The organism is Mycobacterium sp. NTMscope_Eco_3 (assembly GCF_976985685.1).
On record NZ_CDRJYZ010000001.1, the window covers coordinates 4,779,941 to 4,798,533 of the forward strand.

Here is an 18,593-nt window from a genome sequence, read left to right on the forward strand (position 1 = left end):
CTCCTGTCGCGCAGTATTATTCGGAGAGCTGAAACTCGACCACCTCGGCGATCGCGTCGACAGCTTCGCGCAGCGCGGCGAGGCGTTCGGCGGCCGTCGGGGCCGCGAGCACCGTGTAGCGGTCGGCCGTGCCGATCGGGATGCGCGAGGCCAACGCGAACAGGCGCTCCCCCGCCGGGCGCCCCGCGCGCTGACCCAACAGCACCTCGCGACCCGGCAGGGTGATCCCGCGCGCCTGCGCGATCCGCTCGAACAAGGCCACCGCGCGGTCTTCGACGTCGAGCAGTTGGGCCGGCGAAACCTCGGGCCCCGGTTCGTCGGGCCACGGCGTGATCCGCGCCCGCGGGTAGGGATCGTCGGGCAGCCATTCGCGCACCCGGATCCGGTCCCCGGTCCGGCAATGCAGCGCGTACCGGCCCGCGCCCTGGTCGACGCATTCGGTGATCCGCGACATCACGCCGACGTCGCAACGCGCATCACCGCCGCCCACCTCGCGCCCCCGCGAGATCAGCACCACCCCGAACGGGTCGCCGGTTGCCATGCAGTGCCGCACCAGCGCGCCGTAGCGGGGCTCGAAGATCCGCAGCGGCAGCTCCTGGTCGGGCAACAGCGCCGACTCGAGCGGAAACATCGCCAGCTCAACGGGTTCCGTCATCAGATCTCCAGCTCGGACACCAACGCGTCGACGACCGCGCGCAGGTCGCCGTCGTGTTCCTCGGCCACCCGGCGCTGCCGCTGGTAGGAGGCGCCCTGCCGGGGGATCTCCGCCACCGCGGTCAGCTCGTCGACGCAGTTCAACTTCTTCGCGACCGGCTCCAGCCGGGTCAGCACGTCATCGAGATCCTCGGTGACCAACCGCTCGTTGCTGTCGGCGTCCAGGATGATCACCGCGTCCAGGCCGTAGCGCGCCGCGCGCCACTTGTTCTCCTGGTTGTGCCACGGCGGCATGCTGGGCAACGACTCGTCGGCTTCGAGCCTGCGGTCCAAATCGACCACCAGGCAATGGGTTAGCGCGACCAGCGCGCCCAGCTCCCGCAGGTTGGACACGCCGTCGCAGATCCGCATCTCGATGGTGCCCAGGTGCGGGGAAGGCCTGATGTCCCAACGGACTTCGTCGACGTGGTCGATGATGCCGGTCTTCTTCTGGTCGTAGACGAACCCCTCGAACTCCGACCAGGTCTGGAACTGGAACGGCAGCCCGGCGGTGGGCAGCTGCTGAAACATCATGGCCCGGTTGCTGGCGTAGCCGGTGTCCACGCCGGTCCACCACGGTGAGGACGCCGACAGCGCCAACAGGTGCGGGTAGTAGTTCAGCAGCGACGTCATGATCGGCATCACCTTGTTCGGCGAGGAAATCCCGACGTGCACGTGCACACCCCAGATCAGCATCTGCCGTCCCCACCACTGGGTGCGCTTGATCAGCTCGGCATAGCGCGCGCCGGCGGTGAGCTTCTGGGTGGTCCACTGCGCGAACGGATGTGCGCCGGCGCAGAACAGCTCCATGCCCCGATCCCGCACGATGCGGCGCGCGGGGCCGAGGGTTTGGCGCAGGTCTTCCATCGCCTCGCCGGCGGACTGGCAGATGCCGGTGACCACTTCGACGGTGTTGCGTAGCAATTCCTTGTGCACGCGCGGGTTTTCGCCGATCTCGGCGATCACCGCGGTGGCCTCGTTGCTCAGGTCGCGGGTCTGCGCGTCGACGAGCGCGAACTCCCACTCCACCCCGATGGTCGGCCGCGACGACCGGGCGAAATCGATGCGCGCGTCACGCCTTCTAGCCGGCACCGATGACACCGCAGGCCACCCGCTTGCCGGCGTCACCGGTGCTCATCGTCATGTCGTCCGGGCCCGGTGTTCCGTTGGTCTGGTTGTAGCGCTCCGCCGGGATGTTGGCGAAGTTGTCCGCGCCGGCGTGAATGATGATCACGGTCTTCTGCCCGGTGAGCAGGTCCTCCATGGCGAACGCGTCGGTGGTGGTCACCAATGTCCCGGAGCCGTCCTTGCGGACCTGCAGCGAGGTCAGGTCTCCGCTGGCGGGTTCGGCGGCGTGTCCGGGAACCTGGAAGTGGCCACCCGCGGACAGGAAGTCCCCGGGCGCACCGCCGTTCGGGGCGACGGAGTTGGGCTCACACTTGCCCACCTTGTGGATGTGCACGCCGTGAAAGCCGGGCGCGAGCACACCGTTGGCGGTCGTCTCGATGGTGACCGTCGCGTAGCCGTTGTTGAATTCGAATTTCGCGATCGCGACCTGGGTGCCGTCCGGCGCCTTCAGATGCGTGGTGACGGTCGGCACCTCCGCGGGCCTGGCCTCCGCGCCTTTGGCGCCCGACGGCGACGGCGACCCGGTCCAGATCGCGGGCGTGGTGCCCGGAACCGACGCGGCGTGCTCGGGCGACGAACAGGCACCCAGCAGCGCGACACATCCGGCCAGAACCAGAGGGGGAGGCAGCTTCGGCATAGCCAGCAGCCTAGCCCGGTGACGATGCGAGCCGGAACGGCTCGCTGAGGAGGCGGGCAATCAAACCCGGCGCGTACTCAGCCCGCGACGAGGACGATGACACCCGGCGGCTCTGAGCTCAGCGCGGGAATTCGCGGTTCGACGGGCGCGCCCAGGTTCTTGCCGACCGCGTCGGCGGTGGCGCGCTCGTCGTCGGCGTCGGTGTAGTAGACCGTGGTGGACGAGACGTCGGGCACGGCCATGTTGTCGACCTTGGTGACCTTGAATCCGGCGGACGTCAGCTGGTCTCGGGTGCGCGCGGCGACGCCCTCTTTCGAGGAGATGTTGTAGACCTGCACGTCGGCCTGGGCGGCCGCCGGCTTGCTGCTCGTCGACGTGGCGGACGTGGTGGCGGTCGAACTGGGTACCGGCGACGCCGAATCGTCGTCAGAGCTCCCGGAGGTGCCGAGGGCCTGCCAACCGAGCAGCAGGAAAATGACGCCGAGGAACAACAGCACCATCACCATCGCCCGGAGGGGCAGCCCAGTGGAGTCGGGAACTCGTTCTTTCATCGAGCCCTACTGTAACGAGTCAGGTCACCTCGAAGCCGAGACGCCGCGCCGCACGTGCCTTCTGCCTGCTGGCGCGCAGCCGGCGCAGCCGTTTCACCAGCATCGGGTCGGCCGCCAGCGCCTCAGGCCGGTCCACGAGCGCGTTGAGCACCTGGTAGTACCGCGTCGCCGACATCGAGAACAACTCCTTGATGGCGTCTTCCTTCACACCGGCGAACTTCCACCACTGGCGTTCGAAGGCCAGGATGTCGTGCTCGCGGCGGGTAAGGCCATCGGCGATCTCAGAATCGTCCCCCGATCGATTTGCCCGCGCCATGGCGCTGTCCATATTGATTCCCCTGGACCCTTTCGGCGAATTCCGAACTGCTCGAATGACTTGACTTAGCTAAGCGCGTCTTTCGGCGAATATTGAAACACGCCCCAAACCCTCAAGCCGTCATCCAGACCCGCGAGTCGGCCGATTGACCGAATTGCCCACCCCCGAAGATCGGCGGCTGAACAGCCCACGGGCGTGCGGTAGCTTAGCCGACCATGGCAGTCGTTCCGATCCGCATTGTGGGAGATCCCGTCCTGCATACCCCGACGAAACCGGTGCCCGTCGCTGCCGACGGTTCGCTGCCCGCGGAGCTGTCCGCGTTGATCGCCGACCTGTACGACACCATGGACGCCGCGCACGGGGTGGGGCTGGCGGCCAACCAGATCGGGGTCGGCTTGCGGGTCTTCGTCTACGACTGCGCCGACGAACGAGGGCGCACCGAGCGCCGGCGCGGCGTCGTCGTCAACCCGGTCCTGGAAACCTCCGAAGTACCCGAGACCATGCCCGACCCGGATAACGACGACGAGGGCTGCCTGTCCGTCCCCGGCGAGTCCTTTCCCACCGGCCGGGCCAAGTGGGCCCGGGTCACCGGGCTCGACGCCGACGGCAGCCCGGTCACCCTCGAGGGCAACGACCTGTTCGCCCGGATGCTGCAACACGAGACCGGGCACCTGGACGGGTTCCTGTACCTGGACCGCCTCGTCGGCCGGCACGCCCGCAGCGCGAAACGGGCCGTCAAATCCCACAACTGGGGCGTTCCCGGCCTCTCCTGGATGCCCGGCGAGGGACCGGACCCGTTCGGCCACTGATGATCTCGTGGCCGGCCCTGGGTACCCGGGTGATGGTTCGTTACCGGCGCGCGCAGGGGTCGGTGCCGCCGTTGACCGACGCGGTGGGACACCTGCTGGCGGTCGACCCGGTGGTGCGGCTGCGGACGAAAACGGGTGCGGTCGTCGAATGTTCGCCCGCCGATGTGGTCATGCTGCGGGTGCTGACCTTCGCCCCGGTGCGCACCTCGGATATCCGGGCGCTCGAGCACGCGGCGGCCATGGCCTGGCCCGGCGTCGAGCACGCCTGGCTTCAGGGGTGGCTGCTGCGGGCAGGCCCCCCAACCGGCAAGGGCACCGAACTCACCGCCAATTCGGCGGTGCCGCTGGACCTTTCGGCCCGCCTGAGTTCCGTGCCCGCGATCGTGGACTGGTATGAGCGCCGCGGCCTGTCACCGCGACTGGCCATACCCGATCGCCTGTTGTCGGTGCCGACCGGTTCGACGGGTGAGCAGCCCGAGAGCGTCCTGGTGCGCGACGTGTCCGACCTGGCGGCGCGCGAACCCGACGCGTCCGTCGCCCTGTCGGCGCGCCCGGACGACGCCTGGCTGCGGGCATACGGGCGCGACGTCGACGTCGACGTGCTCACCGCGATCAGCGACGGCGAACTCATGTTCGGGACCCTGGACGGCGCGGCGGTCGCGCGTGCCGCGATGACCGATGCGCCCGACGGCGCGCGCTGGGTCGGGCTGTCGGCGATCCGCGGCGACGACGACCGGGCCGCAACGGCCGTGTGCGAAGCGCTGCTGGTGTGGGGCGCCGGTCGCGGCGCGACGCGCGGCTACGTCGCCGTCCCCGACGCCGAGGCCGACACCGGGTGGCTGGGTTTCCGGTTGCACCATCACCGCCGCTACTTCCCGGTCCGACGGGGCACCTGAGATACCGTCTGATCCCATGCCCGATGCGGTTGATGACGGCGACCTGGTCGATGGCGGCGACCCGCTGCGCCCGGCTTCGCCGCCCTTGCGATCGCCGCGCCTGCGGCTTGCCACCTGGAACGTGAATTCGATCCGCTCCCGCCTGCCCCGCGTCGTCGACTGGCTGGCCCGCGCCGACGTCGACGTGCTGGCCATGCAGGAGACCAAATGCTCCGACAGCCAGTTCCCGACCCTGCCGTTCTTCGAACTCGGCTACGAGGTCGCCCATGTCGGTTTCAACCAGTGGAACGGCGTGGCGATCGTCTCACGCGTCGGCCTCGACGACGTGCAGATCGGATTCGACGGCCAGCCGACCTGGAGCGGCAAGCCGGAGGTCGCCGCCGTCGCGGAGGCCCGCGCCCTCGCCGCCACCTGCGGCGGCGTGCGGCTGTGGAGCCTCTACGTTCCCAACGGCCGCGCGCTGGGCGATCCCCACTACGCCTATAAGCTCGATTGGCTTGCTGCCCTGCGTGATTCGGCGCAACGGTGGCTACGCGACGATCCCGCCGCCGCGATCGCGCTGGCCGGCGACTGGAATATCGCCCCGCAGGACGACGACGTGTGGAGCATGGAGTTCTATGCCGGCGCCACCCACGTCTCCGCGCCGGAGCGCCGCGCGTTCAACGCCATCGTCGAGGCGCAATTCACCGACGTCGTACGGCCTTTCGCGCCGGGGCCCGGCGTCTACACGTATTGGGACTACACCCGGCTACGATTCCCGAAGCGGCAGGGCATGCGCATCGACTTCATCCTGGGCTCACCGGCATTGGCGAGTCGCGTGACCGACGCGCGGATCGACCGCGAGGAACGCAAGGGAAAAGCCGCGAGCGATCACGCGCCCGTGCTCGTCGATGTGCGCGTCGACTGACGCTGCGACCCGGCGTAGGCTAACTGGCAGCGCAATTCCGTAGATCCCCTCTACTGTGCGATCCACGGTATACATGAAAACAGCGAACGCGAATTGCATGAATACGAAATTGGGCCAGGGAGTCAACATGGGTGTCGTCGACGGAGCGGTTCGCAGCGTGGGGCGAACACTGAATCGTGCGGCATCGGTCACCACCTCCACCGCCGGCGCGGTCGGCGGCGCGGCGGTGAACGGTGTCGTCGGCGGCATCAAGGGCGCCGCGGACGGCATTCAGCAGGGCATCAGCAAGGGCAGCAAATCGACGACGGCCGCCGCGGTGGGCCTGGGAGCGCTCGGCGCCATCGGCCTGATCGAGTGGCCGGTGCTGCTGGCGGTCGGCGGCGGCGCGCTGGTGTTGCAGCGCATCGCCCGCCAACAGAAGGAGTCGGCCCCGCCGGCCAGGGCAAAGCTGACGACGGTGCCGACCAAGCCCGAACCCGCGCCCCAGACGCAAAAATCGCCGCCGCAAAAGGCCCCCACCAAACGGGCGGCCGCCAGAAAACCGGCCAAGAAGGCCACCGGCCGCCGCGCCGGCAGCGCCACGCTGCGCAGCACCAACTGACACGGAATCCTTACTGAACTCTTGAGTATCACAATGTCTCTGCGACGGTCGTTGCCGTCGCGAATGATTTCTGCGGGCCTACAGGCGACAACCGGACTGGCGCGAGCCGGCATCGAAACCGGTATCGAAGTCGCGACGATCCCCTTGCGCGAGGGAGCCAAGGTGCTCTCCGGCGAACTCTCCCGCGCCACGTTGCGCCGGCATTGCTGGCGCGGCAACGGCCGCGCGTGGATCGAAGTGCGCGGCCTGTCCGGCGCGCCCGACGGCCGACTCGGCCCGGCCGTGCTCGAGGCGATCCTGGCCCATCCCGGCGTGGCTTCAGCAAAGCTGAATCATCCCCTGTCGCGGGTGGTCGTGGACCTCGACGACCCGGACACTTCGCTGAGCGACCTCTGCCGCATCGTCGAGGAATCCGAAAACCGTTGTGCGCCAACATACGACGCCGACCAAACCGTGACAACGTCGGCGAGCCTGCCAGGCGACGGCCTGGTGCTGGCGACCAGGGCGCTCACCGTGGCCGCCAATGCCGCCGGGTTGGGCGTGGCGCTCTTCGGCCGGGCGACGCGGTTGCCCCGGCTGCCGGTCACCATCGCCGCGAGCATCACGTTCTTCGACTATCAGCCCTGGCTGCGCCGCCGGCTCGAAGACCGGATCGGCGGCCCCGCCACCGACACCGTGATGACGCTGGTTCAGGCGACCAGTCAGACGCTTTCCCAGTCGCCGACGTCGCTGTCGCTGGGGCTGACGATGCAGTCGCTGAAGGTCGCCGAGTGCCGTGCCGAGGCGCGAGCGTGGGAGCAGCATGAACCCGAGCTGGCGCGCCACGCCGACCAACCGCTGACCCCCCGGTCGCCGCGGCCGCAGCCGTCGAGGGGCATGGAACGTGCTCCCAATCGTTTCGCCCTCCTCCAGGCGCTCAGCGCCGGCGCGATCGGCGCCGGCACCCGCAACCTGAACATGGCCGCCACCGCGGTGCAGGTGACCACCCCCAAAGCCAACCGGACCACCCCCGAGGCGTTCGCGGCGACGCTGGGCCGCGGCCTGGCCGAGCGACACTCGGTGTTGCCGTTGCGGCCGGAAAGCCTGCGCCGGCTGAACAAGGTCGACACGATCGTCATCGACCCCCGCGTGTTGTGTACCGACACGTTGCGGGTGGCCCGCATCCGCGGCGCGGACGACAGCGAGCTGCCCGCGGCGTGGAGTCGCGCCCAGCTCATGCTGGAGAACAGCGGCCTGCGCCCCGGCTGGCGCAAGGTGCCCGGGATTTCGGGCAGGCGGCCCGACGCGCCGGTCGAGGCGTTGTTCCTGCCCGCCCACGATCCGCTGGCCTCAGCCGTGGTCGGCGAGGCCAACCGCGCCGGGGCGCAACTGGTGTCGGTCGACCACGAGTCGCTCGACGAGTTGCGACCGGCGTTCGACGACGTCCGGCCGCTGAAGAGCGGGACCGACAAATCCATCGACGACGCGCTGGCCGCCGCGGTGGGCGACCTGCAGGAGGCCGGCCGCACGGTGGCCGTGCTGTCATCGTCTGCGGCACAAGCCATTTCGTTGGCACACCTGGCGCTGGGCGTGCTGCCCGCGCGCGGCGGCGCCCCGCTGTGGAACGCCGATCTGCTGTTGCCGGACCTGGCGGCCGTCTGGCGGGTGGTGCACGCGCTGCCCGCGGCCAACGCCGCGATCCAGCGCGGCATCGGGATTTCGGCGGGCGCGACCGCGATGGGGTCGCTGTTCATGATCCCGGGTGTGCGGGGCAACCTCGGATCCGAAACGGTGAACGTCGGCGCGGCGGCCGGTCTGCTCTCGGGGTATCTGCTCGCCCGCGGGGTCCTGGGCGCGGACACCCCGCGGCCGGCGGCCACGCACGAATGGCATGCGATGTCGGTCGAGCAGGTCCGAAACACCTTGCCCGCGCAGGATTCCGCGCCGCCCGTCCCGACGGAGCGAGACACCCCCGCCGCCCTGCGGCTGGCGGAGACGCCCGCGCAGGCGGTCTGGCAGCTCGCCAAGGCGGTGCGCGCCGAATTGTCCGACCCGCTGACGCCGGTGATGGCGCTCGGCTCGGCGGCCAGCGCGGTGCTCGGCTCGCCGGTCGATGCGATGTTGGTCGGGACCGTGTTGACCGGAAACTCGATACTGGCCGCCGCGCAGCGGCTGCGCGCCGAGAAGCGGTTGAGTTACCTACTGGCCCAACAGACTCCGCCCGCCCGAAAGGTCGTCACCGGCCCGGACGGCGCGCGGACGTACACGCTCGTCGACGCCGCGCGACTGCGGCCCGGCGACGTCATCGAGGTGCGCACCCATGAGGTGGTGCCCGCCGACGCCCGCGTCATCGAAGAGGTCGACGTCGAGGTCGACGAGTCGAGCCTCACCGGCGAATCGCTGTCGGTGGAAAAGCAGGTCGAGGCGACGCCCGGGGCGCCGCTCGCCGAGCGGCGCTGCATGGTGTTCGCCGGGACCACCGTGGTGGCGGGCACCGCGGTGGCGCTGGTGACCGCGGTCGGGCCCGACACCCAGCAGCGCCGCGCCGCCGACCTCATCTCGGGCGAGCTGTCCTCCGACATCGGCCTGCAGCACCAACTCGGCCAGCTCACCACCAAGGCACTTCCGGTGAGCATCACCGGCGGCGCGCTGGTCGGTGCGCTCGGGCTGTTGCGCCGCCTCCCCCTGCAGCACGCGGTGGGCAGCGCCATCGCCATCGCGGTCGCCGCGGTTCCCGAGGGAATGCCGCTGGTGGCCACGCTGGCCCAGGCGTCGTCGGCGCGACGGCTGACGAAATTCGGTGCGCTGGTGCGGGTTCCGCGCTCGGTGGAGGCGCTCGGCCGCATCGAGGTGGTGTGCTTCGACAAGACCGGGACGCTCAGCGAAAACCGCCTCCGCGTCTCGCAGGTCCATCCCGCGGCCGGGTACTCGCGCGAGGAGGTGCTGCGCTGCGCCGTGCACGCCGCACCGGTGACGAACGGCGCCACCCAGGTGCACGCCACCGATGTCGCCATCGTCGAGGCCGGTGCGGACGTCGACGGCTCGCCGTCCACACCGCCGACCGCGCACCTGCCGTTCCGCTCCGGCAGGTCGTTCTCCGCCTCGGTGACCGGCACCGAGCTGACCGTCAAGGGCGCGCCCGAAGTGGTCCTGGCCGCCTGCGGGGAGAGCGGCGCGATGGAAGGCACGGTCGCCGAACTCGCCGCCGGCGGCCTGCGCGTCATCGCGGTGGCGCGCCGCGAGCTGACCGCCCAACAGGCCCGGGCGATCGCGGAAAACCCCGATGACATCGCCGAGTACTGCACCAGCGGGCTGACGTTGACCGGCTTCCTCGGCCTGTCCGACACCCCGCGCGCCGAGGCCGCGAAATTGCTCGCCGACCTCGGCGGCCTCGGGGTGGGCGTGAAGCTGATCACCGGTGACCATCCGATCACCGCCAAGGCCATCGCCGCCGAGCTGGGGCTCAACGTGACCGCCGATCAGGTCATCAGCGGCGCCGAATGGGAGGCCTTGTCGCGCAAGGACCAGGAGCGCGTCGCGGCGGAGCGGGTGATCTTCGCCCGCATGACGCCGGAGAACAAGGTTCAGGTTGTCCAAGCGCTCGAGAACGCGGACGTGCGGACGGCGATGGTCGGCGACGGGGCCAACGACGCGGCCGCCATCCGGGCCGCCACGGTCGGCATCGGCGTGGTCGCCCATGGCAGCGATCCGGCGCACCTGGTCGCCGACGTGGTGCTGGTCGACGGCCGGATCGACGCGCTCATGGAGGCCATCCGGGAAGGCCACCAGCTGTGGCGGCGGGTGCAGGCGGCGGTGTCGGTGCTGCTCGGCGGCAACGCCGGCGAGGTGATCTTCGCGATCATCGGCAGCGCGATCACCGGCACGTCGCCCCTGAACACGCGCCAGCTGCTGCTGGTCAACACGATGACCGACGCGCTGCCGGCCGCCGCGCTCGCGGTCAGTAAGCCCAGCGGCCCGATCGACCCGCGGTTGCGCGGCGCGGATCAGGCCGCGTTGTGGCAGGCGGTCGCCATTCGCGGCGTCACCACGGCGGCGGCGACGACGGCCGCGTGGGCGATGGCGGGCCTGACCGGTCCGCTGAGTAGTCCGCAACGCGCCTCGACCGTCGCGCTGGTCGCGCTGGTGGGGACCGAACTGGGCCAGACGCTGGTCGAGTCTCAGGCCCCGCTGGTGGTGCTCACCGCGCTCGGTTCGCTCGGGCTGGTGGGGGTCCTGATCAGCACGCCGGGCGTCAGCCAGCTGCTCGGGTGTACGCCGCTCGGACCGTTCGGCTGGGCCCAGGGCCTGGGCGCCGCCGCGGTGGCGACGGTCGCGACCGGCGTGCTGTCGCGTGCGCTGACGGGTCCGGACAAATCAGACCCCGAGCCGCCGGCGGATCTCGCCGAGCCTCCCGCTCAGGGTTTCGAATCTCGACCACCCCGACGCGCCACAACAGCGCATAGAGTTCCAGTAACGGCACCCTGAGCACCGAAGCAATCGACGAAACTAGCGGATCGCCCCCGGTGTCGGTCATCGTCGACATAGGTCCGACGTTGTACGCGCGAACCGGCGAGGCGGGAAACCCTTCGTTACTGAAAGGCAAATGATGGCGGAAAAGAAGTCGCGGCGCGAGACGTCCCAGCGCGATGCGGTGGACAAGATCCGCGAGGGCGAAACCTTTGTGGTGAACCTGCCGGCGATCGGCCAGGTGGAGATCCCCCGGCCCGAGCAGCTGGCCTACTTCGGGGGGCTGGCCGCCCTGGCGGCCCTCGAACTCATCGACTGGCCGGTGGCCGTGGTGATCGCCGCCGGACACCTGCTGGCGAGCAATCACCACAACAAGCTCCTCGAGGAGCTCGGCGAGGCGATGGAGGAGGTCTAGCCTCGTAACGCCGCCGACAAGTTCGTGCCTTTCGCCGACGTCGAGATCCTAGTCAGCGGGCTCGGGCGAAATCCTTTCGTGCACGGTCAGCAGCAAATGATCGAACTGGCTTTGCATCGCGCCCGGCGGCGCCGGCAGGGTGGCCATCTCGTCGAGCAGCTGCTTGGCCAGCGCACGCAGTTTCACGTTGGTGTCTTGCGAGCGCCACTGCAGCACGCGGAAGGCCTGTTGCGCGCTGATCCGGTAGACGGACATCAGCACGCCTTTGGCCTGTTCGATGGCCGCGCGGCTCTCGACCAGATCCGGCAGCGCCTCGTCGAGCACCTCTTGCCGGGCCTCGTCGAGCGTGTCGGTGAGGTCGATGTAATAGCCCTCGGTGCCCAGCACGGCGCCCGACTCGTCCACCATGCGGTCGGCGACGACGATCGCGTCGTGCACCGTGCCCGCGGTGTCGAGGAATCGGTGCCGGCTCGAGAACGACCCTTCCGACCGCAGGGCGTAGTCCAGCAACTCCTGGACATGCGCGCGGTCCTCGGGATGCTTGTGCGACAACAACAGTTGAGTCGTCGGCTCCACGTCCTGCGGTTCATAGCCGTGCATGCGGGCCACCTCGTCGGACCATTCCCAGCGTTGGCCCACGAACCAGAACCGGAAGGTGCCGATATTCAGGTATTCGCCCGGCCCACCGGATCGCGCGCCCTCGCCGTTGGTGGACGGCTCTCCAGCTTGCACGTTTGCATCCTTCCACTCGGGGACGTCCTCGGCTACCGCCCCGGAAGAAGGGCCGTCGCCCTGCCATGCGGTCCGGGGTGGGGGTAACGTCGCGTGCGGACCCATCCATCAACGCGGGAGCGCATGCCGAGTGCGCTGAGAGGACGGCTCGGGGCCGTCGACCGTACGAACCTGACCGGGTAATGCCGGCGTAGGGAGATGAAAAATGACCGAGACCCTATCGGGAACCGCTGCACCGTCCGTGACCACCGGCCCGATTGCGGGCAGCCACAAGATCTATCGCGATGTGGCCGGCGGACGGGTTCCGTTCCGCCGGGTGGACCTGTCCAATGGCGATCACTTCGATCTTTACGACACTTCGGGCCCCTACACCGATCCGGACGCGACGATCGACCTGACGGCCGGGCTGCCGGCGCGGCCGGGGGTGGTGCGCGATCGCGGCACCCAGTCGCAGCGCGCCCGTGCGGGCGAGATCACCGCGGAGATGGCGTTCATCGCCGCGCGCGAGGGCATGCCCGCCGAGTTGGTGCGCGACGAGGTCGCCCGAGGGCGCGCGGTGATCCCGGCCAACCACAACCACCCCGAGATCGAGCCGATGATCATCGGCAAGGCGTTTGCGACCAAGGTCAACGCGAACATCGGCAACTCGGCGGTGACGTCGTCGATCGCCGAGGAGGTCGACAAGATGGTGTGGGCGACCCGGTGGGGCGCGGACACCATCATGGACCTGTCCACCGGCAAGAACATCCACGAAACCCGCGAGTGGATCATGCGCAACTCGCCGGTGCCCGTCGGCACCGTGCCGATCTACCAGGCGCTGGAAAAGGTCAAGGGCGACCCGACCGAGCTGACGTGGGAGATCTACCGCGACACCGTGATCGAGCAGTGCGAGCAGGGTGTGGACTACATGACCGTGCACGCCGGTGTGCTGCTGCGCTACGTGCCGCTGACCGCCAAGCGTGTCACCGGCATCGTGTCCCGCGGCGGCTCGATCATGGCGGCATGGTGCCTGGCTCATCACCGGGAATCGTTCCTGTACACCAACTTCGACGAACTCTGCGAGATCTTCGCCCGCTACGACGTCACGTTCTCCCTTGGCGACGGGCTGCGGCCGGGCTCGATCGCCGACGCCAACGACGCCGCGCAGTTCGCCGAGCTGCGCACCCTCGGCGAGCTGACCAAGATCGCGAAATCCCATGGCGTGCAAGTGATGATCGAGGGCCCGGGCCATGTCCCGATGCACAAGATCGTCGAGAACGTGCGGCTGGAAGAGGAGTGGTGCGAGGAGGCCCCGTTCTACACGCTGGGCCCGCTGGCCACCGACATCGCGCCGGCCTACGACCACATCACCTCGGCGATCGGCGCGGCCATCATCGCCCAGGCCGGCACCGCGATGCTGTGCTACGTGACGCCCAAGGAGCACCTGGGCCTGCCGGACCGCAAGGACGTCAAGGACGGGGTGATCGCCTACAAGATCGCCGCGCACGCCGGCGATCTGGCCAAGGGACACCCGCACGCCCAGGAGCGCGACAACGCCCTGAGCACGGCGCGCTTCGAGTTCCGCTGGAACGACCAGTTCGCCCTGTCACTGGATCCCGACACCGCGCGGGAATACCACGACGAGACGCTGCCCGCCGAACCCGCCAAGACCGCGCACTTCTGCTCGATGTGCGGGCCGAAGTTCTGCTCGATGCGCATCACCCAGGACGTCCGCGACTACGCCGCCAAGCACGGCCTGGACAGCGAGGAAGCGATCGAGGCGGCCGTGTCCGAGGGCATGGCGGAGAAGTCTCGCGAGTTCGCGGAGCACGGCAACCGGGTGTATCTGCCGCTGGCACAGCAGTGACCGCAACCGCGGACGCGGCGATCGCAAGCGCGGCGGTGGCGATCGCAAGCGCGGCGAAGCCGGGCGCAGCGGGTCGCCGCCAACTGGCACAGCCGGGCGCAGCGGGTCGCCGCCAACTGGCACAGCCGGGCGCAGCGGGTCGCCACCAACTGGCACAGCCGGGCGCAGCGGGTCGCCACCATCCAGAACAGTGAGTTTCCTGCCGCTGCCCGCGCCGGGCACGACACCCCTGCGGGTGTTGTCGATCGCCGGGTCGGACTCCGGGGGCGGCGCGGGCATCCAAGCCGATATGCGCACCATGGCGCTGTTGGGTGTGCATGCTTGCGTCGCCGTGACCGCGGTGACCGTGCAGAACACCGTGGGAGTCAAGAGCTTTCACGAGATTCCCGATGACGTCGTCGCCGGCCAGATCGAGGCGGTGGTCGGCGACATCGGCATCCAGGCCGCCAAGACCGGGATGCTCGCGTCGCCACGCATCATCGACACCGTCGCCACCGCCTGGCGCCGGCTCGGACTGACCGTCCCGCTCGTCGTCGACCCGGTGGCGGCCTCCATGCACGGCGACGCGCTCATGGCGCCGGCGGCCCTGGATTCGCTTCGGAATCAATTGTTTCCGTTGGCCACGCTGGTGACGCCGAACCTCGACGAGGTAAGGCTGCTGGTGGACATCGACGTCGTGGACCCGGCGTCGCAGCGGGTGGCGGCCAAGGCCCTGCATGCGCTCGGCCCGCGGTGGGTGTTGGTCAAGGGCGGCCACCTGCGCTCGTCGGACCGCAGCTGTGACCTGCTCTATGACGGCACCTCCTATCACGAGTTCGACGCGGAGCGGATCGCGACCGGCAACGACCACGGCGGCGGGGACACACTGGCCAGCGCGGCGGCTTGCGCACTCGCGCACGGCCTCACCGTGCCGGAAGCGGTCGGTTTCGGGAAGCGGTGGGTCACGGAATCTCTGCGTGCCTCCTATCCCCTGGGCCACGGCCACGGCCCCGTCTCGCCGCTGTTTAGGCTGTCATGATGGCTCGCCCCCTCGATCAGATCGCGGGCATCGCGCACGAACCGGACGATGCAAGTCGCCCAGAAGGGGTCGTGGTTCTGACCCACGGCGCCGGTGGTAACCGGGATTCTCCACTGCTGCAACAGGTTTGCGACGAATGGGCCCAACGGGGCTGGCTGGCGGTGCGCTATAACCTGCCCTACCGGCGCCGGCGCCCCACCGGCCCGCCATCCGGGTCGGCCGCCACCGATCGCGCCGGCATCGTCGAGGCGATCACGATGTGCCGCGACCTCGCCCCCGGGCCGCTGATCGCCGGCGGGCATTCCTACGGCGGCCGGCAGACATCCATGGTGGTTGCCGCCGGCGAGGCCCCGGTGGACGTGCTGACGCTGTTCTCCTACCCGCTGCACCCGCCCGGCAAGCCGGAGCGCCTGCGCACCGAGCATCTGCCTGACATCACGGTGCCGACGGTGTTCACCCACGGAACCTCGGATCCCTTCGGCACGCCCGACGAGCTGCGCACCGCGGCCGCGCTGATCGGCGGAACGACCGCCGTCGTCGAGATCGCCAGCGCCCGACACGATCTGCGGTCCAAGACGCTGAACGTCCCGGCCCTGGCCGTCGATGCCGCGCTACAGCTGCTCGGACGGGAATAGACAGTCCGAACTGGACAGTTTTGACTGTCTAATTTAGAGTGGTGCCGTGGATGGCATCAGCGACTCCGCGGCAGCGGCGGCACGCGATATCCGGGTGGTGTTCAGCCGGCTGCGGCGCCGGCTGAAGGACGTCGCGGTCGACGGTTTGACACCGTCGCAGACGGCGGTGCTCACGCGGCTTTGGAAGGAGGGGCCGTCGTCGGCCAGCGCATTGGCCGGCGCGGAACAGGTGCGTCCCCAGTCGATGGCCACCATCCTGGCCGGATTGGGGCAGCGGGGGCTCATCGAACGCTCCCCGGACCCGAATGATGGTCGGCGACAGGTGGTCTCGCTGACCCCGGCGGGGAGAAAGCGCGCCGAGAGCGACCGTCGGGCCCGGGAGGAATGGCTGGCCCGGACCATCCAGGAGCGCTACACCGAGGCGGAGCGGCGCGTCATCGTCGACGCGCTGTCGCTACTCGAGCGCTTGACCGAACACTGAGAAAGGGGCGTCATCGCAATGGAATTGGGATTGCACTTCATCGACTTTCTACCCGGAGACCCGGCGCGACTGGGCCCGACGCTGGCCGACGCGGCCAAGGCCGCCGAGCAGGGCGGCGCCACGTTGTTCACCCTGGCCGATCACTTCTTCCAAATGGAACAGCTTGGCCCCGCCCAGGACCCGTACCTCGAGGGCTACACGTCGCTGGGGTTCTTGGCCGCCCAGACCGCCACCATCGACCTGACCCTGCTGGTCACCGGGGTCACCTACCGCCACCCGGGCGTGTTGGCCAAAACGGTCACCACCCTGGACGTGTTGTCGCAAGGCCGATCGATGCTGGGGCTGGGTGCGGCCTGGTACGAGCGTGAGCACACCGCGCTGGGCATTCCGTATCCGCCGCTGAGCGCGCGCTTCGAAATGCTCGAGGAGACGTTGCAGATCTGTCGGCAGATGTGGAGTGACGACGACGGCCCGTATGAAGGCGCCCACTATCGCCTGGCCGAGACGATCTGTGTGCCGCAACCGATTCGGCGTCCCCCGATCCTGATCGGCGGGGACGGCGAGAAGAAGACGCTTCGCCTGGTCGCGCAGTATGCCGACATCTGGAACAGCATGTCGAATGACGTCGAGGAGCTCGAGCACAAGATCGACGTGTTGCACCGGCACTGCGACGCGGTGGGCAGGAACCCCGCCGACATTCGCAAGACGTCCGGCGGTCTCGCGACGACGGACCCGTTCGAGAACATCGACGAGTACCTGAAGACCGTGGAACGCTACGCCAGGCTCGGTGTGGACATGATCAATGTCGGCCCGCTGCCGGGCAATCCGGACCCGGTCGGGTTCGTCCGACGCCTGGGTGACGAGGTGATTCCCCGGCTGGCCGAAATAGGCTGATCCGCGGGGTCTTTCGTTATCCCGGATAACGAGAGTAACATGCGTCCGCGTTGCCGGTCACGCCACCACGGAACGCGGCAATGCGGGTGAAGCCGGCGGGGACGCTGGTGCCGTCCGCGTCGCTGGCCACCAGGTGATTGGTGAGCAGCCCGGCGACCGCTTCGTCGAGATCGCCGGCGGTGAGCTGCAATTGGTTGTGCGAGGGCAGCTCGATGGGTTCGGCCATCTTGCGGTGCGCCACGCCGGTCAGGCATGCGGTGCGCAGCGCGGTCCACGGGCTCTGCATCGGCAGGCCGCGCTCATGCTGCACCGCCAGTGCGTATCTCGACATCACGAGGGACAGGGCCGTGTCGTCGCCTTGCGGCAGGGACTGCTCGCTCTCGTCGGCGACCCTGCCCATGACGGCGAGCTTGGGCAGGTCGACCGCGATGGTGTTGGTGCCCGGACAGTAGGAGGCCGGCGGGGTGGGTTTGGCGTCCGGGCAATTCGCGGGCTGGTAGGTCAGCACCGGCGGATTGGCCGGGCCGAAGATCTTTCCCAGCAGTTCCATCAGGGTCGACAGGGTGTCCTGGTTGATCGGGACCTCGCCGGTCTCCGGCGTTCCGGTGGTGGAGTCGACCCGCAAGGCGTTCGGCAGATCGCCGCGGCGCTGCTCGATTTCCCGGCGGTCGATGGCCGCACACGCCGAGGCGCCGTTGATGAAACCCATTTGGAAGGCGCTGATCCGGTCCAGGGCCGAGCCGTGGGCGTCGTCGTTGTCGGTCTCGCTGTCCATGACCGGGTCGCGCGTGGTGATGATGCCCGCCAGCACGTGGTCGAGCCCGTCGGCGGTGCTCAGCGTGAAGCGCGGCGACTTGCCGTCGGCGACCCAGAACAGATAGACGCCGGCGAAGCAGTCGGCCTGCTGTTCGTGGACGATGGTCGGGTCCCGTCTGGTCACCAGCTTGGCCATCTGCTGCAGCGCGTGCCCGAATTCGTGTGCGAGCACTCCGGTGACGGACATGTCGCCGAAGTACTTTTGCGCGACGGGCATGAACACGCCGCGGTCCCAGGCGATCAGGTGGCAGCGCGACGTGTAGAAGGCGTTGACGAGTTTGTACGTGTCGTTGTGGCACACGATCGGGCTGCTCGGGTCGTTGGAGTCGTAGGACACCACCTTGCTGACGGGAACGAACTTGCCCTTCAGCGATTGGCTGTACGCCGACTGCCAATAGTCCTCGATGTCGTTGACCGAGAGCAGCGCCAACCTGTCGATGGGTCCGTTGTCGGTGTTGAGCACCTTGCCCGTGGGTCTGGGCGCGTTCGAACGAATCCCGCTGGGCCCGTTGGTCGCGGGCAACCCGCCAACCAGGTAGGGGTCGTTGAGCATCGACAGCCCGCGCCCGTCGACAAACGTTGTGCAGCCGGCCACCACGAGCACCGCCGCCGCCCAGACCAGTGCCGACCTGAGCGCATGGCTATTCATGACCAACCTCATCCCGACCGGCGACACGGCAGCACCAAGGGGACTCATTCTAAGGTGCCGTCCGGCCGCGGCTGCGCGAGAAAAGCGGTGGCTCGCCGTCGCCTTCGCCCCGGGGGTCCGCAT

At 69.1% G+C, this 18,593-nt stretch carries 18 protein-coding genes, 1 pseudogene and 1 riboswitch; of the genes and pseudogenes, 11 read left to right on the top strand and 8 right to left on the bottom strand.

Going from position 1 to position 18,593, the window contains the following annotated elements:
• Positions 1–16: 16 nt before the first annotated feature.
• From AC0KTM_RS22150 to AC0KTM_RS22170, 5 genes are all read right to left on the bottom strand, one after another.
• A complete protein-coding gene (locus tag AC0KTM_RS22150) occupies positions 17–655 on the bottom strand; it encodes an LON peptidase substrate-binding domain-containing protein (protein WP_238956949.1) in 639 nt (212 codons plus the stop codon).
• Complete coding sequence (locus tag AC0KTM_RS22155) at positions 655–1,785, bottom strand: glutamate--cysteine ligase (protein ID WP_238956950.1); 1,131 nt, start codon at positions 1,783–1,785, stop codon at positions 655–657. Before AC0KTM_RS22155 ends, AC0KTM_RS22150 begins: the two co-directional genes overlap by 1 nt.
• A complete protein-coding gene (gene sodC, locus AC0KTM_RS22160) occupies positions 1,775–2,458 on the bottom strand; it encodes a superoxide dismutase[Cu-Zn] (RefSeq protein ID WP_238956951.1) in 684 nt (227 codons plus the stop codon). Before sodC ends, AC0KTM_RS22155 begins: the two co-directional genes overlap by 11 nt.
• Before the next feature lie 77 nt (positions 2,459–2,535).
• Positions 2,536–3,009 carry a LytR C-terminal domain-containing protein gene (locus tag AC0KTM_RS22165; protein WP_238956952.1) on the bottom strand — a complete coding sequence of 158 codons (474 nt, stop codon included), beginning with the start codon at positions 3,007–3,009 and terminating at the stop codon, positions 2,536–2,538.
• 19 nt (positions 3,010–3,028) lie between these two features.
• Positions 3,029–3,337 (bottom strand): DUF3263 domain-containing protein, encoded by a 309-nt coding sequence (locus AC0KTM_RS22170; RefSeq protein WP_007768412.1) that lies wholly within the window; start codon positions 3,335–3,337, stop codon positions 3,029–3,031.
• Between the two features lie 203 nt (positions 3,338–3,540).
• Between AC0KTM_RS22170 and AC0KTM_RS22175 the strand changes: the two genes are divergently transcribed.
• The 5 genes from AC0KTM_RS22175 to AC0KTM_RS22195 all read left to right on the top strand — a co-directional run bounded on the left by AC0KTM_RS22175 (position 3,541) and on the right by AC0KTM_RS22195 (position 11,002).
• Complete coding sequence (locus AC0KTM_RS22175; protein WP_238956953.1) at positions 3,541–4,134, top strand: peptide deformylase; 594 nt, start codon at positions 3,541–3,543, stop codon at positions 4,132–4,134.
• A complete protein-coding gene (locus AC0KTM_RS22180; RefSeq protein ID WP_238956954.1) occupies positions 4,134–5,030 on the top strand; it encodes an N-acetylglutamate synthase, CG3035 family in 897 nt (298 codons plus the stop codon). The genes AC0KTM_RS22175 and AC0KTM_RS22180 overlap by 1 nt, the downstream gene beginning before the upstream one ends.
• A 100-nt stretch (positions 5,031–5,130) precedes the next feature.
• Positions 5,131–5,937 carry an exodeoxyribonuclease III gene (locus tag AC0KTM_RS22185; RefSeq protein WP_225328433.1) on the top strand — a complete coding sequence of 269 codons (807 nt, stop codon included), beginning with the start codon at positions 5,131–5,133 and terminating at the stop codon, positions 5,935–5,937.
• A 127-nt stretch (positions 5,938–6,064) separates the two neighbouring features.
• Positions 6,065–6,538, top strand: a complete 474-nt coding sequence (locus AC0KTM_RS22190; RefSeq protein WP_225328434.1) for a hypothetical protein — start codon at positions 6,065–6,067, stop codon at positions 6,536–6,538.
• A gap of 33 nt (positions 6,539–6,571) precedes the next feature.
• Positions 6,572–11,002 carry a cation-translocating P-type ATPase gene (locus tag AC0KTM_RS22195; RefSeq protein ID WP_238956955.1) on the top strand — a complete coding sequence of 1,477 codons (4,431 nt, stop codon included), beginning with the start codon at positions 6,572–6,574 and terminating at the stop codon, positions 11,000–11,002.
• On the opposite strand, the pseudogene AC0KTM_RS22200 reads toward AC0KTM_RS22195, so the two are convergent.
• A pseudogene (locus AC0KTM_RS22200) lies at positions 10,983–11,060 on the bottom strand (hypothetical protein); the annotation flags it as partial. The gene AC0KTM_RS22195 and the pseudogene AC0KTM_RS22200 overlap by 20 nt on opposite strands.
• Positions 11,061–11,123: 63 nt before the next feature.
• Between AC0KTM_RS22200 and AC0KTM_RS22205 the strand changes: the two are divergent.
• A complete protein-coding gene (locus tag AC0KTM_RS22205; protein WP_225328419.1) occupies positions 11,124–11,399 on the top strand; it encodes a hypothetical protein in 276 nt (91 codons plus the stop codon).
• 48 nt (positions 11,400–11,447) lie between these two features.
• Here AC0KTM_RS22205 and AC0KTM_RS22210 read toward each other — a convergent pair whose 3' ends face one another.
• Positions 11,448–12,131 carry a PAS and ANTAR domain-containing protein gene (locus tag AC0KTM_RS22210; RefSeq protein ID WP_238956956.1) on the bottom strand — a complete coding sequence of 228 codons (684 nt, stop codon included), beginning with the start codon at positions 12,129–12,131 and terminating at the stop codon, positions 11,448–11,450.
• Positions 12,132–12,234: 103 nt separating this feature from the next.
• Positions 12,235–12,345, top strand: a riboswitch (TPP riboswitch).
• Between AC0KTM_RS22210 and thiC the strand changes: the two genes are divergently transcribed.
• From thiC to AC0KTM_RS22235, 5 genes are all read left to right on the top strand, one after another.
• Positions 12,337–13,977 (top strand): phosphomethylpyrimidine synthase ThiC, encoded by a 1,641-nt coding sequence (thiC, locus tag AC0KTM_RS22215; RefSeq protein ID WP_238956957.1) that lies wholly within the window; start codon positions 12,337–12,339, stop codon positions 13,975–13,977. It overlaps the preceding riboswitch by 9 nt.
• A gap of 190 nt (positions 13,978–14,167) precedes the next feature.
• On the top strand, positions 14,168–14,995 hold the full coding sequence (thiD, locus tag AC0KTM_RS22220; RefSeq protein WP_238956958.1) for a bifunctional hydroxymethylpyrimidine kinase/phosphomethylpyrimidine kinase: 828 nt from the start codon (positions 14,168–14,170) through the stop codon (positions 14,993–14,995).
• Positions 14,995–15,630 (top strand): alpha/beta hydrolase family protein, encoded by a 636-nt coding sequence (locus AC0KTM_RS22225; RefSeq protein WP_238956959.1) that lies wholly within the window; start codon positions 14,995–14,997, stop codon positions 15,628–15,630. Before thiD ends, AC0KTM_RS22225 begins: the two co-directional genes overlap by 1 nt.
• Positions 15,631–15,676: 46 nt before the next feature.
• Positions 15,677–16,111: a MarR family winged helix-turn-helix transcriptional regulator gene (locus AC0KTM_RS22230; RefSeq protein WP_238956960.1), complete on the top strand. Its 435-nt coding sequence runs from the start codon at positions 15,677–15,679 to the stop codon at positions 16,109–16,111.
• 18 nt (positions 16,112–16,129) lie between these two features.
• Entirely contained in the window at positions 16,130–17,005 is an 876-nt protein-coding gene (locus AC0KTM_RS22235; RefSeq protein WP_238956961.1) for an LLM class F420-dependent oxidoreductase, read from the top strand.
• Positions 17,006–17,021: 16 nt separating this feature from the next.
• Here the strand turns inward: AC0KTM_RS22235 and AC0KTM_RS22240 are convergent, their stop codons facing one another.
• Complete coding sequence (locus AC0KTM_RS22240; RefSeq protein ID WP_238956962.1) at positions 17,022–18,470, bottom strand: neutral zinc metallopeptidase; 1,449 nt, start codon at positions 18,468–18,470, stop codon at positions 17,022–17,024.
• Positions 18,471–18,593 lie beyond the last annotated feature (123 nt).